We start from the raw sequence: 17,297 nt of genomic DNA, 5'->3' as shown, positions 1-17,297 counted from the left end.
CCGACGGCACCCGACACACAGCATCCTTGCATCTCCGCCCCTAGAGGCGCGAAACTGTGCAGTATGGCACGTGACACGCCGAAAACACACGCTGCACATGCCATACCGCACAGTTTCGTGTATCGAGAGATGAAGAAGAGCGCTCAGGCTCGCTGTTCGTGCACGGAGGCGTTCACCCATTGTTCCTGCGTGACATTGGCCCCCGAAAAGATGCCGATGTCGAGCATGCAGTCACGATAATCCCGTCCATGTGCGATGGTGATGTATTCATCATTGACCAGTCGATTATGCGTCGGGTCAAGTCCGACCCAACGGTCATGGTCATATACTTCGACCCAGGCGTGCGTAGCTCCCTCGCCACCAAGCAGACCTGCGATGTACCGTGCGGGCATGCCCAGGTGACGGCAGGCCGCCAGCATGGCGTGCGCGTAATCCTGGCAGACACCCTTGCCCTGGGTCAAAGCCTCTTCGGCGGTGGTGCGGATGGTCGTCAGTCCAGGCGTGTAGGTGAAGGCCTCGAAAACCCGCTGCATCACGAGTTTCGCGTCATCAACCACGGAAGAATCCTGAGACCTGCGTCGTCCTAACGCGGACTCGACAGCATCGCCCTGCCCCTGCGAAGCATCGGCACCGGCAACGTCCACGGAACCGGCAGCATCCAAAGCGCTTTCCGACATCACCGGTGCTTCGGCGCCGGCGATATCGGCCCGACAACGCTCAATCAAGGCAAGAATGCTCGGGCCGGGAATCGTCAGGGCGGAATCGAAGCGATACAGCGGTTTGTATTCCTCCGGTTTGGTGTGGTCATTGTCGACGAAGGCGATGCCGGTGACCGAATACTCGAAGGAATCGTGTGGCTGGGGTATGTAACCGGTCATGACCACGGAATCGAAGGCATCGGCCTGACTCTCCAGCGTCGTTTCGGGCGATACCCGAACCTTGACATCCACCACCTGCTGACGTGGCCCTGATGCGGGCACGCAACGCAACTGAAAGCGATGGTCGGTCACTGGTGCACTGAAGCTCAACTTCATCGCATAATCAAAAACCAGTTTCTTCACAGTCCCTCTGTTTCCCAATCAACGGTTGTCGCCAACCTGCATCACCGTCGCGTTCATTGCAACGCCGCAATCATATGACTCATCCAACTGTAGCGGAGAACATGACGGATTCCTTCATCGGCTAGCCTAACCTCCGGTATGGCCTCAGCACCAGACATCCACCAGGCATCCACGTTTGTGTAGGGATTTGCGATGAGACGCCGAGTTGCCAACAGACGCCGAGACCGAAATTCCGCCATTCTCCCTCGCACGCGCCGTCAGGAACATGAGGCATCCCTACACAAATGCGGATTTCACCGTCGAACCACCTCCTATGGACGACGAGCGTCCATGTTCATGGCGTTCAGCACGCTGTTTCTACCCGCATCCATGTCGAGCACACGACCATCGAACTCGTTGAGGAACTCCTGAATCCGCTCCGCGAGACCGTCATACCCGCGAGCCGGCAACTGCGCCAACAGCTGCCTCGCCCCCGCCGCCAAACATTGAGGCAGGGGCAGGGCATCAAGCATCGCCGCATAAGCGGAAAGCTTTTTCAGCGGCGGGCCCAGACGTTGGGCCGGCAATCCGAAACGCGTATACAGGTCGACTCGCTCAAGGTACTTGCCGATGAACAGGAAGGCTTTGAGCACAGGGTCCAGAGGCGAATCTTCGATGCCTCCCCACAGGCAGAGCATATTGTCGGTGATGTCCCGCTGCCGATAGATGTTCTCGGATTTGAGGTCACCGTGTGCCGCCGCCGTAATGGATTTCACGGCCATCTCGATGTACTGCACCAGATTAGAACCAAGCTCGGGACGCAGGACGACGACATTGTTGAAGGCGCTTTGCACGGCGCTGCGCACCGAATCAGGATTGTTCTCGTCATAGAGGAAGGAATGGATGAAGGCATCGAAATCATCGAAGTCGTCAGGCAAATCCAAGGCGTGTGCGAATGGGCGAAACGCCTCGACCTCGGTGTCCATCACCAGGTCGTAGAAGGGGAAGAACTGACGGATGGTGGTGTAAACTCGCTCCGAATATCTGCCCAGCCAATAGAGATTATCCGCCTTCGCGGCGGTCACCAACGCCGGACCCCGCCTCGAATAATCGCTCAGGAGCTTCACCGCGTCGCGCTTTGCCTGCTCCGCATTCCCCAAGGAATCTTCAGGAGAAAGAACCCAAGTGTCCTTGAATCCGCCGCCCTGCGAGGAGTTGACTATCATCTCCCCCTGTATCGATGAGTAACGAGTCAGGCCGGAATACCAGACATGCGTTTTCTGACCGGTGAGCACGAAAGCCCGTAAATCAGCTTTTCGCGGCGTCAGTTCCCCTGTGGTGGGGTCGACGATGTCGATGTCCTTGAATTGGATGACCTCCTGGGCGATGAAGCGTCGCGGTTCGCGACGGATTCTGTCGGCCATCTCGCTGCGCTCCTTGGGGTTCAGACTGGAGCCGAACACCACCCCGTATCCCCCTGCTTCCGCCACATCCTTGATGACCAATTCGCCAAGCCTGTCGAGAACGGTCCGGCGATCCTTTTCGAACATCGGCATATAGGTCGGGGCGTTCTGCAGGATGGGCTGCTCATGCAGGTAATACTCAATCATCTGCGGTACGAAGTAATACATGGCCTTGTCGTCGACCGCACCGTTGCCGGGCGCGTTCATAATCGCCACATTGCCTGAGCGATATGCGGCCAGCAGGCCCGGGATGCCAATCACCGAGTCGGGATTGAAGCTGAAAGGGTCCAAGTATTCGTCCGCAAGCCTCCGGTAGATGACGCCCACGCGGTGGCGGTTGCCTGCATAGTCGATGAAGAACACACGATTGTCGACAACCTGAATATCCTCCGGGAAGGCGAGCGCGGCCCCCGTTTTCTCCGCGAGGTAGGAATGCTCGAAGAATGCCGAGTTCTGCCGACCGGGCGTGAGTATCACCGCGATGCCTTCGGTGGAGACGAAATCCATGGATTTACGCAGCAAACGCGGGTATGCACGGTTATCCCTGATATGCACGTCCCTGAACAGAGTCGGGTAGATGCGACGCTCGATATCACGGACGAACAGCGGGTAGCTCGCGCCGGAAGGTATGCGCAGATTGTCTTCGAGAACCCACCACTGGCCGTCCTCCCCCTGCACCAAATCCTCACCGGCGATATGTGCGAACACTCCTCCAGGCGGCGTGACACCGTTGACCTGCGGGAAATACCCTGCCGAGGTGTACACGTATTCTTCCGGAATGACACCATCCTTGATGATGTTCTTATCGGAGTAGATGTCTCGCAGGCACGCGTTCAGCGCGTCCACGCGTTGTTTGAGTCCTCGCTCAAGCACGTCGAATTCATCGGATTCGATGATGCGCGGTATCGGGTCGTAGGGGAACAGCCTGTCTTCGTACCGCCCGTTGGCATAGATGCCGAAACGCACACCGTTGCGGCCCAGTTCGCGGTTGATGGACTCTCGACGTCCTACCAATTCCCTTGCAAGACGTTGCGCATTGGACTCCAGCATGGCCTGCTCCATTTCTTCGACCAACGGTGAGCGCCGGACCGGCACCGCATCCTGTGGGTCTAAGAAAGCCGCCAGATGCAAGCCAATACGGTACTTCGTTGCACCGAACCGGATGAATCGATTACGCCTAAGGGTAGGCGTATTTCATTACCGATGCCAACAGCTGGTGTTACGAGACAGGTGTTACGAGAGAGCTCAGTCGCTATCCGCAGGCAATTCACGCCTGGCGCGGATGCGCTCGGCACGTTCGGCGAGCATCTCGTCGGCAGGGTACGCGATGCGCTCAAGAGTCAGACCGCAAGCAGCAGCCGGGCCGGTGGACCCCTCTCGCTTGGGATGATGCAGTTTCTCGATGAACCAGCCCTCATCCCGTTTGCCGAGGCCTATCTGCAGCGAGGCCTGCACCAGCGAACGCACCATATTGTGAGCGAATGCGTCCGCCACTATGGTCAGTGCGATAAGACCGCCGCGCTGCAGGGAAATGTCGTCAGCGGAGGCGCGCACATCCTGGATTCCTATTCGATGCCACTGCAGGGATTTGACCTCCCGGATGGTGGTCCCGCCCTCATTAGGCGTGGCGAAGGAACCGAAGTCGTGCAGACCAACGCAATGGAATAACGCGGAATTCATGGCCTCGATATCCAGTTCGCCCTCCACCCTGGCGACGCAATGCCGGAGTCTTGGGTCGTATGTTGTCGAGGAATCGCTTACGCGATACACATAGACACGTTCCAGGGCAGAGAAGCGGGCGTCGAATCCCGGGGGCGCCAGCGATATACGGTGTATCGCGATATCGGCGGGCAGAATATGTCGAAGACGGTGTTCGAGTGCGGCCATGGGCTGCAGCGTTAGATGCCCGACCGCGCGTTGCAACGTTTGCTCTTCGATATCGAGATGACAGGTCTGACGGCTGGCATGCACACCCGTGTCGGTACGTCCTGCGACGACCAGACGAATCGGTGGTTTCTCACGGTCGAGGTGCAGAATACGGCAGATGCAGTCCTCCATCACACCCTGAACGGTTCGCAGATGCGGCTGTCGGGCCCATCCATGGAATTCCGAGCCGTCATAGGCGCAATCAATTCGTAGTCGAAGCACATCAACCATTGTTCCACACCCCTGTATGCGTTTGTGTAGGGATTCTGAAGTATTCAAAGCCTCGCAGCGCTGCTATCACGTTATATTGCACGAAAAGGCAGACGTGTCTTGCGCTACATCCCTACACAAACGACATCACTCAGCAAAAAGAACTGGTCTGAACCGCATGATAAGCCGGCTGACAGCTCCAGTTCGGAACATTGTGCACCATAAGCGCACAAAGTGCATATCAAAGTGGCTCTTCGCGTTTTGGCAGGTAAGGACCCAATATGATAACTGCACTAAAAGGACAGCTTTTCCAAGAAATTATTACCCCATTGCTGTCCTTTTAGTGCAGTTATCTATCTCAAAGTCTGCAGCGCACTGCCCACACGACACAACTGTGTATTGAAGCACACGAAGCACGCTGATTTGCTGCCTTCCCGTGCTACTTTGCACACTTTCACGCACATTGTGCATCCTAAGCGAACTCCAGACATAGTTGAGGCCGGACAATCAGGTGATTGTCCGGCCTCAACGCAGTAAGACACACGGTCTCCCGAACTCATCCGGCACAAGTGCCGTGTTCGGTCAACGAAAGCGACTACTCGGCTTTCTTGGCATCCTCAGCGACGTCGGCATCTTCTTCTGCCTCGGCCTCTGCGGAATCGGCCGCCGCAGCGTCCTTCTCAAGATCGATTGCGGTCTCATTGGCGGTCTCGACATCGGTATCGGTGTCGTTGGCTTCAACGGCCTGCTCGACAGCATCCGCACCGGCACCCTCGACGATTGCGGCATCTACTGCTGCATCGACTTCGGCTGCCTCGTCCTTGGCGGCAACCTTGGTTGCTGCTTCGGCTTCCTTGACGGTGGACTGCTTGGCTGACAGCGGCTCGGTGACGAGCTCGATGACGGCCTGAGGTGCGTTGTCACCGTGACGGTTGGCGATACGGGTGATACGCGTATAGCCACCTTCACGCTGCTCCATCTGCTCGGCAATCTGCGTGAAGAGCAGGTGCACGACGGACTTGTTGCGGATGACGCGCATCACGCGACGACGGGAATGCAGATCTCCGCGCTTCGCAAAGGTAATCAGGCGCTCGGCCACAGGACGAAGACGCTTGGCCTTCGGCAGCGTGGTCGTAATCTGACCATGCATGAACAGGCTCGTCGACATATTGGCGAGCATCAGCCGCTCATGGGCTGGGCTTGAGGCCAGACGTGGGCCCTTCTTTGGTCTTGGCATTATTTCTCCTTATAAGTTCCGCACACTCCAGGTGGGCATCTGCCCGATCATCCGGAGGACGGAGCGGTAAATCGACGGTGGATATTCTCCACCCAAGGAATGGCAGGCTTCACGATGCGGGCGTCATATCGACACCCGCACCGATGACTGGCCTACTCGTCTTCGGGTGAGAAGAAGGTTCCGCCTTCGAGGTTTGTGGTATCAAAGCCCAGCGGTGATGCCTTAAGAGACATGCCCATGGTTTGGAGCTTCTCTTTGACCTCGTCAATGGATTTCATACCGAAATTGCGTATATCGAGCAAATCCTGCTCGGTATGGGCGACAAGCTCACCGATGGTGTGGATGCCTTCGCGCTTGAGGCAGTTGTATGAACGCTGCGTAAGGTTCAAATCCTCAATCGGGACGGCCAACTCAGGGTTCGTCTCTTCGACGACCGGAGCCGGACCAACTTCCACTCCTTCAGCCTGCGTGTTCAGTTCGCGGCACAGTCCGAAGAGCTCGACCAGGGTCGAACCTGCGGAAGCCACGGCGTCACGAGGTGAAATCGCCGGCTTGGTTTCAACGTCGAGGACGAGCTTGTCGAAATCGGTGCGCTGTTCAACACGCGTCGCCTCGACCTTGTAGCTGACCTTGAGCACTGGGGAGTAAATCGAATCAACCGGAATGCGACCGATTTCATCGCCGTCCTGCTTGTTCAACTGAGCCGGTACGTAGCCACGGCCACGCTCGACCGTGAACTCGATCTCCAGTTCCCCATCCTCCGCAAGATTTGCGATGTGCAAATCTGGGTTGGCGATAACCACGCCAGCGGGAGGTGTGATGTCTCCTGCTGTCGCTTCGCCATTCCCGCTCTTACGCAGATACATGACGACCGGCTCGTCATACTCGCTGGTCAGCACAATGCCCTTGATGTTCAGCAGGATCTCAGTGACATCCTCCTCGACACCAGGCAACGTGGTGAACTCATGCAATGCGCCGGAGATGCGGACCGAAGTCACAGCAGCCCCCGGAATGGAGCTCAGGAGCGTGCGACGCAGCGAATTACCGAGCGTATAGCCGAAACCTGGCTCAAGTGGCTCGATGGTGAAACGAGAACGTTGAGAATTGACGACTTCCTCAGTAAGTGTTGGACGCTGTGCGATAAGCACTGTTGTTATCCTTTCAGCTCTTGCCGATGGTGCACTCATCGGTGTCAAGCGGGTGGATGGATGGGTTTCTTAAGTGCTCAGACGCGACGGCGCTTTGGTGGGCGTACGCCGTTATGCGCTTGTGGGGTGACGTCGGAAATGGAACCGACCTCAAGTCCAGCGGACTGCAGGGAACGGATTGCGGTCTCACGACCAGAACCCGGGCCCTTCACGAAGACGTCGACCTTCTTGACGCCGTGCTCCATCGCCTTGCGGGCGGCTGACTCTGCAGCCATGCCTGCGGCGTAAGGAGTGGACTTCCTTGAACCCTTGAAACCAACATCGCCACCTGATGCCCATGCGACGACGGCGCCGGACGGGTCGGTGATCGAGATGATCGTGTTGTTGAATGTTGACTTGATGTGCGCCTGCCCTACCGGTACCGACTTGCGATCCCGACGACGGGGCTTGCGCGCGGCTTGCTTCGCAGCTGCCATTGACCCTCGTTTCCTAATACCGAATTTCTTACTGTTGCTCAGACGATGGAGACTTGCTGAGGATTGCTCCCCGGATGGTCATCCGTGGCCTGAGGCAAGGCCTACTACTTAGTAGCCTTCTTCTTACCTGCGACCGTGCGCTTCGGGCCCTTGCGGGTACGAGCATTGGTCTTCGTGCGCTGACCACGCACAGGAAGGCCCCTACGGTGACGCTGGCCTTGGTAGGAGTTGATCTGGATCTTACGGCGAATATCCGCATCGATTTCACGACGCAGGTCACCCTCGATCTTGTAGTTGCCTTCGAGGTAATCTCGCAGCGTGATAAGCTGCTCATCCGTGAGATCCTTGACGCGGGTATCCGGATTGATTCCGGTCTCGGCAAGAGTTTTCTCGGCGCGAGTACGACCGACACCAAAAATGTAGGTGAGGGCGATTTCAATGCGCTTCTCATTGGGGATGTCGACTCCGGCAAGACGTGCCATTGCGATTCCTTTGTGTTCCTACGCAGGTTATGCACCGAGTCGTCCGGTTTCCCGGCCCAGGCCTGCGTGCCCGGGGTTCAGCTTGTGCTGTGACTCAGCGCCTTATGCTATTGCCGCTGGTTGATCTACTCAGCCTTGACGCTGTTTATGGCGTGGGTTGGTGCAGATCACCATGACGCGGCCGTGACGACGGATCACACGGCAGTTTTCGCAGATCCTCTTCACACTTGGGCTGACCTTCATGGTTTTCCTTTACTTGTACCTTTTACTTGTACCCTTACTTGTAACGGTACGTAATACGACCGCGGTTCAGATCATAAGGGCTCATTTCGAGCACGACACGATCCTGAGGAAGAATGCGGATGTAGTTCTTACGCATTTTCCCTGAAATCGTAGCGAGCACAATGTGTTTGTTTTCCAGTTCGACGCGGAACATTGCGTTCGGCAATGCTTCTGCCACTCGACCTTCGACTTCAATCACACCGTCTTTTGCCATGACCCTCATTCCGTTCTTTGGACGTGTTACACTGTTATGTCCGAAGACACACCAAATTGCAAATATAGCAGCAATGCCGGATATGTGCTATGGGCGTGTCGCCAAGCCGACTGTTTCCATGCTTCTCAGAAGATAACTGCACTAAAAGGACAGCTTTCATAGAGATTTTGGGCCAAAAAGCTGTCCTTTTAGTGCAGTTATCTTCGATGCTGCCGGTTCAGAGCCGCGCATTCGCCCATTCATCGGATTTTGGAATACCTCTGATGGCCGGACTCAGAGTTGCAATCAACATACTGATTCCAATGGCCCCCCAGAATATGGCCATAGACACCGTGAAACCCGTAAAGGGCAGCAGACTCCCTGCAATGCCGCCGCAGAACATCGACAGCACCTGGGCGGGCACGGAGATAACCGTCGCCACCCGGCCTTGAAGGTTTTCATCGGTTTTGGAGAACACAAATCCGAACAGCATCGAATTGACCATGGGGAAGGGCAGCGCCACAAAGGCATAGCAGATGAGAATCACCCAGTAGTTGCTATCGACAAGCATAGGTATGACAAACACGAAGGCCATGATGAAGGCTGCACACATCATCTTGCCCACATGCACCTTGTCACTGAGCCGATTCGCCAGTATCGAGCCGACCAGCATACCGATGCACACTCCGGTATCCATCAGCCCTATGCGGAAGGGTTCGGTGCCTACATTGATGAGGTGGAGTTGAATCGTGTACTGAAGACCATTGAGTCCGAAATTGATAAGGCTGGCAGCCACGATGATGAGCGGCAGCCTGTAGCTGTGAAAAGTCCACTGCCATCCGAGTACGAAGTCACTCATAAATGAGGTACGCGTTTCGTCGTGCCCTTCGCGTTGGGCGCTGCCATTGCCTGAGCGGGCTTGCTGAATTTCAGAGGCACTAATTTCGGCAGCATCGATGCCAACTGTTGTTATACCGGCTGCTCCGATACCGGAGCTGTCAATATCAGAGCTGTCAATTCCAGCTGCCTGAACCACATCGGATGTGCTGTGCCCTGCCCCATTTGCCTCACTTGCCCGGTCGCCGGAACCCACGTCAGCGCTGGCACTGGCACCGGCACCCGCATCGGCATCCATTGGCATCCCGCGCTTGCGCAGGTGCAAACGGGTCGCGCTACCACCTGCAATCGCATACACCAACGCCGAGCATACGAAGGGCAGCCAAGGCTGGATGCCGTAGAGAATGCCCCCAATCGGGCTGCCCGCCATATTGATCGTGGCATCGCGGCCCTCGTTGATGCTTCGAGCTTTGGAGTATTCCTGCATGTCGATAATCGAGCGGAGTGCCGCGTCGGTCGCCTCTCCGATAAGTCCTGTCGTGCATGCGGCGACGCCGACGACCGCGAACAGCACGGTGATGTTCAAACGGCCGCTAATCATCAACGCCGAGACCATGGTCCACAGCAGGGTTTGAATGACGGCGTTGGCGATAATCAGTGGTTTGCGGGGGTGACGGTCGACGATAGTGCCGCCCAGCAAGGTGCAGCCCTGCTGCAACACCGCGGACATCGTGGCGAGCCATCCTGCGGTGGCGAGCGAGTGAGAAACCGAGAATGCAATCAGAGGAATGGCGAAACCTCGCAACGCCGTGCCCACCGCCACTGCGGTATCAGCGGTAAACCACGCGAGATACCCCTGGGAGCGCCAAAGTTCTTTGCTTGCGGTCACGCCGTACCTCTCCCCTTGATTACGGTCATCCTTAACCCACAGTTTTACTCCCCCGACAGGGCAAAAGAAGATAACTGCACTAAAAGGACAGCTTTCAGAGCGATTTTCGGCCAAAAAGCTGTCCTTTTAGTGCAGTTATCTTCGCCGAAGAGGGTTGCTGACGGGGAATGTTACATAGTTCCAGCTTATTGACCATATTGGTGGGATTGATGATGTCTGAGAAGTCAAACCTGATGATGTCGCTGATTCCGGCGAGCTTTATGCGCTGTTCACGGTTGCGCTCCTCCAGAATCACCTCCCCGGCGTGTGCATCCCCGGTCATGGCACGGTCCAGATACTTCTGCTTGCCATCGTATTCCCCAGCGATGCGCTTGCCATCGGGCAGTTCCCAGAGAAAATCCGTCCGATACCGTTTGCCTGCTTCAACCGGGTCGATGAACTCGACTTGCAATTCCGGGGCCTGGAACCCCTGTTCGATGATGACGGCCCGACACATCGATTCTCCGCCGTTCTCACTAAGAGGGTCTGCCGCTCGGGCGACTTTCAAGGCTCTTGCACGGCCTCGTCCCCGCTTCGGCGTCTCACAATATTCGATGAGGTCGTCGTGCAGCACGGCGTCTCGAGCCAGCGCCGAATCGACAATGGGGAGCGCGGAGACGAAGTCGTATTCTCGACCGCAATCGAAGACTGTGCGCAGTGGGCTGGTCAGCCGGATGCCGTAAAGGGACTCGACATGCAATTGCGAGGCCGGAATGTAATGAGGACGCAGTTGCGGAGCGTGGCATCTGTTGGTCGAACCTGTAGTGGCGATATGGACCAATCCCCGGTGCAAACGATATGCATGCTCGAAGCCGTATATGCAAGCAGCGGAGAGTGAACAGAACACCCAGTCGGGGTGCTTGGCACCGAGAGAACGAATCACCGTCAACGATTGATTATGTGGGTCGAGCTGCTCCCACCACTCCCGAACAACATACATATTTGGGTACGGTTCCGTCAGATGTCCCTGCTGTTTGCGAAGGCGAAGTGCAATCTGTTCGGAATGCGTCTCGCCACTAAGACACAGCCGCTCATGCTTCGCTATTCTGAGCTTTACCTCAAGTTTGTCCCATTTGTCCATTGCAAAAAGCTATCGCGAGACCGATTCGGCAGCAATCCCACAGCCCCCATGTGCATAAATGAGATAACTGCACTAAAAGGACAGCTTTTGGGGAGTTTTTTGGGTGAAAAGCTGTCCTTTTAGTGCAGTTATCTAGCTAAGCGGGAGTAAATCAGCCTTCGATGGCTATGGTGTGAGCCTGCTCGACCTGCGGGGCGGTGTTCTTCGGGACCTGCAGGCACAAAGTACCGTTCTGGTACTTGGCGTGGATGTCGGACTCCTTCACATCCGAGCCGACATAGAAGCTACGCGAGCACGAACCGACGTAACGCTCACGACGCAGCCACTTGCCGCCGCCATCGGAGCTGCTAGAGACGTTTGAACCGTCAGAAGCGCTGGAATTCTGAGCTTCACCCTGCTGAGCATCTCCCTGCTGAGCATCAGCCGCTTGAGTGCCCTGCGCAGTGTTCACATCACCCTCGGTATGATTCTCCTCGCGATGCGCCGATACGGTCAGATACCCGTTGTCGAGTTGAATCCTGATATTGTCCTTGTCGAAGCCGGGCATATCAATGTCGACATCGTAAGAGTCGCCGTTATCCTTGACATCGGTGTTCATGAGCTCGGACCCGGCCATCGGCATCAGCGCCGTGCCGTCCGTATTCGCGGCACCGTTGGTACGTGAACCACGCCAACCCGCGAAGAACGGGTCATCAAAGAGGTCACTGAAAATCGAATCATTCACCGTTGCCGGAAACATTGCTGGAAACATTGCCATAATCAATACTCCTTCATCGTTCATTAAGGAGGAGAAGCAGTTTGGCGACAGGCTTCATCGGCATCCGCTGTTACTCCGGTATGCCCGACCTGCTTGGTGACTGCTTCCGGAACCCCTCTTTCGGGTTCCTTCGTTGCCGTTCACTTCACACAATAGATAGGCGGCCGAGAGACTTCCCAGCTTTTACCCACAGTGAAAACTTGAGCGATAGTGACTCAAGTTTTCACTGTTCAGATAACTCCTGCAATGTCAGGACATCACCGCCGACGATGACGCGGACATGAAAAGTCCCGTCTCATGCCATCATGGTTTGAGTGAATATCCGACCGCAAAACCGTTGAGCGCTCGATGCCGACCCAGTACTGTGAAACCATCCCGCTACCAGCACCACGGCAATGAGCAACCACCACCACAATGGCCATGAGCCCGTGAACGGCAAGGACGTGGCTGGTTCCAGTGGCCTCCACTTCGCGTAGAGGGTGATGTTGGCATTGCTTCCTGCAGGAATCTTTTTATCCGTCAACTCCTCGGTGAAAGCCGCATCCTCGTACCATCCAAGGAAGGAACGACCGAGGTTGGTGGGGTCCTTGAGTGTGATGTCTGATTCCAGCTCGCCGAACCAACCATCGGGATTATCGGCATGGTTCTTACCACCATTGAGCTCATACGAAACCGTATGCCATGTGAGCGTTAGAGGCTCGGTAGCCTTGTTCGACCAACCATTCTCGGCGGAACCATCCTCCTGCCCCCAGTAATACAGGACATACGACTTACTGGCATCAAGCGAGGAAGGCAACGTCATGTTGCCCCCAGCATTCGACTTACCCGAAGCCACCACAACATCATCCGATACGAGTTCAGTATTCTTCGTATCCACCAGCTTCCAGCCCCAACCAGTCTGATTATCCAGATTCGTGGAACCGCCAGTAAATTGCAATACATTGACGCCATTCGTGCGTGCGACCGTCACCTTCGGCGCATCATCCACAGTAATACTTTTCCCATCCTCGACAAAGGTCAGCTGCAAAGACTTGTCCCTATCAGCATCCGTAACCTTTAACGGCAACTGCCCTTGAGTCACGCTCTCCGCCGACAACACCAAGTCGACCAACTGCAGGCGGAGAGCAGGTCGCAACCCCACGCTCCCATGCCTAACACCGGCACTGGTCACGGCACCGCCCGGACTTTGAACAATATACGTTGCGTCGTGCGCGTCCCAGTAAGCAGTGCGTAACCAATAGCCGCCGGTTGCAGAATTGTCGCAAATGCCAGTTTGACAAGAAAGGTTCGAGTTCGAGGTACCTTGGGTGTTTAGGAACTTATTTAAATCACCGACAGATATTGGAAACACCGAATAGTCATTCACTGACTTTGCATTTGGATTCTCCGCGCTCAAAGGCTCATTACCAGTTCCACACCCATCCCTGTCAGTACAAACCCCCTCCACACGGCCGGCACGCAACAGTCTTTGCTCGAAATCTGAGTAATTGTTAACCGCAACATTTGCCGCAACCTTTGCGGGATTCGACTTATAACCATTGTATGCCACTGAATCAAACGCGTTGAAATTATCACCATCGCCCGATTGGAACCCAGCCGTCGAAACTACAACATTGTCAGCCCACAACAACGCCTCTTCTGAAGCTATCGACGTCGTTGATGATGCCGTTTCGTCTTGCACCGGGCTCTGAGGTTCGTAAACCGACATATATGACCTACCAGATTCACTCGTGATACCCGTGCTGCCACCGTAACCTATGGTCTTGTAGCCTCCTGAAACCTTCGCACCGTCTAGCGTTTCGGTTGAAGTGTGTGTGTCGTCTTTTTGCTTGCCAAAGAGGATACGACGAGTCTGTGCCCATCCGTCCTGAACTACTTCTGGCGTTGCATTATCCGCATCAATCACCGGAGTTGCACTAGTATCGCCATCCGAGAGGGTGTCGAAATAGCCGTCTGGGCCGAGGTTGCGTTGCTCCCAGTGGGCGTAGAGAACGTAGCTTTGCGTTGAATCCGCGGGAATCTTGGTGACCTTTTCGCCACCTGCCATAGCATCGTACCAACCCAGGAACTTGTATCCGGAGCGAGTCGCGGCCTTCAACGTCACTTCGGACGCTGACTCACCGACCCAACCTACCGGATTATCAGCATTATTCGTTCCTCCGTCGAGGTGATAGTCCACAAGGCTCACCGTGGTCTTATGTGGTGTCGTCGCACGGTTCGACCAACCGTTCTCGGCAGAACCATCAACCTGACCCCACACATACAAGTTGTAGGTAGTGCCGTTCTCCACCGACGACGGCAGCGTCATATTGCCATCCGCGTCCGTAGCAACGTCTTTGTTGGACCTGCCCGACTGATTCACCACATCATCAGACGTGTCATCGGCTTTCGTACCAGGGTCAAACATCTTCCAACCCCAGCCCGTCTGCTCAGCAGCAAAATCAGAAGACCCACCGTCAATGGCAATCTTCCGCTTGTCACCGGAACGCTCCACCGAAATACTCGGCAAGGAACCGTCAGCAATGCTCTTGTCAGCATCGACAAAGGTCAGTCGCAGGGACTTGTCTTTATCAGCATCGGTAACCGTTGCCGACAATTGGCTCTGGTCTTGGCTATCAGCCGACAACAGCAAATCATCAAGTTTCAGACGGAACGCCGGGCGAAGACCGAGAACACTAGAAGACGCAACAGTAAGGTTCACGCGACCTTCTTTCTCTACTGTAAACAGATGTTGCGTATCATTCCAGATAGGAGAACGTAACCACGAGCCAGAAGCACTATTTGCACAAGTGTTCGAGGGACAGGCAAGATTAGCATCCGCATCGGAGCCCGTATTATGCTCGAAATACTTCCTCATATCCCCAGTAGACAATGGAAACACCTTGTAAGCGTTCACTGAATTAGACTGTTGCGAATAATAACCAGTACCGCACCCAATCGAATGAGCAGCTGTGCACACACCTTCCACCGGAGCATCACGCAACAACTCACGCTCAAAATCGGAATAATTCTGCGCGCCCACATCATCGGACACCCCTGCAAGATTCGATTGATACGAATCCTTCTCACTATCGAAGGAATGCCGAAACACATCGTTTATATCAAACTTAAAACCACTAGTCACAACATCATCAGCCCACAACATCGCCTCATTCTCAGCCACCGAAGTTGTAGCAGACGACGAATTTGTCTGATTCAAGCCAGGATTAGCACTCATCTGACTATCCACGCTGCCCTTCGCCAATGTCTTGTACCCACCAGACACGGTGGCTTTGGTACCAGCAGGCTTGGAAACGTCCTGAATATCCCCTGACTTGCCGAAGAGGATACGACGAGTATTCGCCCAACCATCCTGAGTAATGCCGAGCGTAGCGGCATCAGCTTCGACCACCGGAAGTTCGCCTTCGTCCATCTCATGGAAATAGCCGTCGGGGCCGAGATCGAGTAGTGGAGTGAATTTGGCGTAGAGAACGTAGCTTGTTGTTGCACTTGCAGAAATTTTGGTGACCCGAGAGCCCGTAAACTGCGCGTTATCATACCAACCCCTGAACGTGTACCCAGATTTTGTAGCGGGCTTCAATGTAATGTCGGACGATGATGCAGCAACCCAACCTCCAGGGTTATCCGCGTGGTTGGTTCCATCGTTGAGGTGATATTCCACGAGGTACAACGGGGATTGCAACGGCACTGTCGCCTCATTGGTCCAGCCGTTCTCAGCTGTGCCGTCCTTCTGATGCCAGTAATAGAAGACATAGGACTTTTCGACATCAAGCGAAGCGGGCAGCGTCAGGTTGCCCCCGGCATTCGACTTGCCCGAAGCCACCACAACGTCATCCGAAACGACGGTGGTCTTTTGCGTGTCCATGAGTTTCCAACCCCAACCAGTCGCACCGGCAAGATTCGACGAGCCACCCGCAAAGTTCAACACACGGTTGTCACCCGACCGCGCAACCGTCACCTTCGGCTTATCGGTTGACGAAACCTGCTTGTTTTCATCAACAAAGGTCAGCTGCAAAGACTTGTCCTTATCAGCATCCGTGACCGTCGACGCTAACTGACTCTGATTGCTACTATCTGCAGACAACAGCAGATTATCAAGCTTCAGACGAAGAGCAGGTTGTAAGCCTTGAGTCGCATCTGCTGCGAACACATTATTTATTCTTCCATCGTATCTAATTTCAAACATGCCGCTGACGCTTGTCCAATAGGAGCGCAGCCAGCTTCCATTTGCACCATTCCCGCACGTGTACTTGACGGGAGGGAAACCCTCTTGCACAATAGTTACTCTTCTAAAATACTCAGCAACAGCACCATTTTGCTTTATCGTATGGCCAAGGAACTTATTTGTATCACCAATAGACAGCGGAAACACCTTATATTTATTTATCGAAGGAGAAAACAAGGTATCCGTTGGCTCTTTACCAGAACCGCAGCCGGCAGCTAAGGTGCATACACCCTCAATCTTTGCTTCACGCAACAACCCCTGCTCGAACGTTGAATAATTTTGGTTTGCAACGTTAACAGACACCAACGCGGCATTCGACTTGTAGCCGGTGTCCACGTCACCGGAATCAAAATCATTCTTGCATTGAGCTATCGAGCTATTCGGTTCTGTCGCACAGGTCTCTCGCGCGTCGAATTTGAACCCGGCAGTCACCACGTCGTCAGCCCACAACAACGCATCATTTGTCTCAACTGAAGTAGTTGACGATGCAGTGTCATCAGTCATAGGTATCGTTGTACTCGCATACGACACGCCAAATACGCTCGGTAGCGGACCCACTGCCAGAGTCTTATACCCACCGGATACCTGATAATTGCCATACGTGGTACCAGCAGTACTCGAATCCGAATCCTTCTGCTTACCAAACACAATCCGACGCGTCGAAGCCCACGAATCAGTAGCAACAGGAGTATCCCCAGCATCCAACCCACTGAAATACCCGTCAGCCACACCGGCCTTAACTGTGCCTTCAATCCCATCCCCGCTTGCCGACGCAATATCCGGTGAATGCTGTAGGGCCAAGGCCGCGCCACAGAGCGCGATTACGAAACAGGTGAGAGCGATGATTTGTTGCCACACTAGTCGGCGGGCGGCCTTCGCCGCCTTCGCTTCGTTCAGTCGGCGCGCTGCTTTGCGCGTGTGCTTTGGCGACGCACTCCTTGACGACATATCTTCACCTCATCAACTGTCTGTTCCTGATAACCGCGAACGTTCAACCCAACCTGTTTCGCAT

Annotated in this window: 11 protein-coding genes and 2 pseudogenes; all 13 read right to left on the bottom strand. The window is 55.1% G+C overall.

Features of this window, described 5'->3' with window-relative positions:
* Positions 1 to 143: 143 nt before the first annotated feature.
* Positions 144 to 1,061, bottom strand: coding sequence for a transglutaminase family protein (locus DB51_RS10405; protein ID WP_034251607.1), 918 nt, complete (start codon positions 1,059 to 1,061; stop codon positions 144 to 146).
* Between the two features lie 424 nt (positions 1,062 to 1,485).
* Positions 1,486 to 3,553: pseudogene (locus DB51_RS02940) on the bottom strand (circularly permuted type 2 ATP-grasp protein); the annotation flags it as partial.
* 195 nt (positions 3,554 to 3,748) lie between these two features.
* Positions 3,749 to 4,660 carry a tRNA pseudouridine(38-40) synthase TruA gene (gene truA / locus DB51_RS02935; RefSeq protein ID WP_034251604.1) on the bottom strand — a complete coding sequence of 304 codons (912 nt, stop codon included), beginning with the start codon at positions 4,658 to 4,660 and terminating at the stop codon, positions 3,749 to 3,751.
* A gap of 700 nt (positions 4,661 to 5,360) precedes the next feature.
* A pseudogene (rplQ, locus tag DB51_RS02930) lies at positions 5,361 to 5,876 on the bottom strand (50S ribosomal protein L17); the annotation flags it as partial.
* A 152-nt stretch (positions 5,877 to 6,028) separates the two neighbouring features.
* Complete coding sequence (locus DB51_RS02925) at positions 6,029 to 7,024, bottom strand: DNA-directed RNA polymerase subunit alpha (protein WP_034251597.1); 996 nt, start codon at positions 7,022 to 7,024, stop codon at positions 6,029 to 6,031.
* A 77-nt stretch (positions 7,025 to 7,101) separates the two neighbouring features.
* Positions 7,102 to 7,500, bottom strand: a complete 399-nt coding sequence (gene rpsK, locus DB51_RS02920) for a 30S ribosomal protein S11 (RefSeq protein ID WP_015022328.1) — start codon at positions 7,498 to 7,500, stop codon at positions 7,102 to 7,104.
* Between the two features lie 104 nt (positions 7,501 to 7,604).
* Entirely contained in the window at positions 7,605 to 7,982 is a 378-nt protein-coding gene (gene rpsM / locus DB51_RS02915) for a 30S ribosomal protein S13 (RefSeq protein WP_034251593.1), read from the bottom strand.
* Between the two features lie 129 nt (positions 7,983 to 8,111).
* Positions 8,112 to 8,225, bottom strand: coding sequence for a 50S ribosomal protein L36 (gene rpmJ / locus DB51_RS09970; protein ID WP_003814578.1), 114 nt, complete (start codon positions 8,223 to 8,225; stop codon positions 8,112 to 8,114).
* 34 nt (positions 8,226 to 8,259) lie between these two features.
* Positions 8,260 to 8,478 (bottom strand): translation initiation factor IF-1, encoded by a 219-nt coding sequence (infA, locus tag DB51_RS02910; RefSeq protein WP_033494768.1) that lies wholly within the window; start codon positions 8,476 to 8,478, stop codon positions 8,260 to 8,262.
* A gap of 217 nt (positions 8,479 to 8,695) precedes the next feature.
* On the bottom strand, positions 8,696 to 10,183 hold the full coding sequence (locus tag DB51_RS09710; protein ID WP_051867221.1) for an MFS transporter: 1,488 nt from the start codon (positions 10,181 to 10,183) through the stop codon (positions 8,696 to 8,698).
* A gap of 94 nt (positions 10,184 to 10,277) precedes the next feature.
* Positions 10,278 to 11,303, bottom strand: coding sequence for a hypothetical protein (locus tag DB51_RS02895; protein WP_156958206.1), 1,026 nt, complete (start codon positions 11,301 to 11,303; stop codon positions 10,278 to 10,280).
* 151 nt (positions 11,304 to 11,454) lie between these two features.
* The gene (locus DB51_RS02890) at positions 11,455 to 12,060 is read right to left on the bottom strand and encodes an Hsp20/alpha crystallin family protein (RefSeq protein WP_238548286.1); all 606 of its coding nucleotides are present in this window, start codon (positions 12,058 to 12,060) and stop codon (positions 11,455 to 11,457) included.
* A gap of 295 nt (positions 12,061 to 12,355) precedes the next feature.
* The gene (locus tag DB51_RS02885; protein WP_034251590.1) at positions 12,356 to 17,233 is read right to left on the bottom strand and encodes an InlB B-repeat-containing protein; all 4,878 of its coding nucleotides are present in this window, start codon (positions 17,231 to 17,233) and stop codon (positions 12,356 to 12,358) included.
* Positions 17,234 to 17,297: the final 64 nt, after the last annotated feature.

The sequence above is a fragment of the Bifidobacterium crudilactis genome (assembly GCF_000738005.1).
In the GTDB taxonomy this organism is placed as follows: Bacteria; Actinomycetota; Actinomycetes; order Actinomycetales; family Bifidobacteriaceae; genus Bombiscardovia; species Bombiscardovia crudilactis.
Note: the sequence above shows the minus strand (reverse complement) of the source record. Positions and strands in the feature narration are given on the sequence as shown.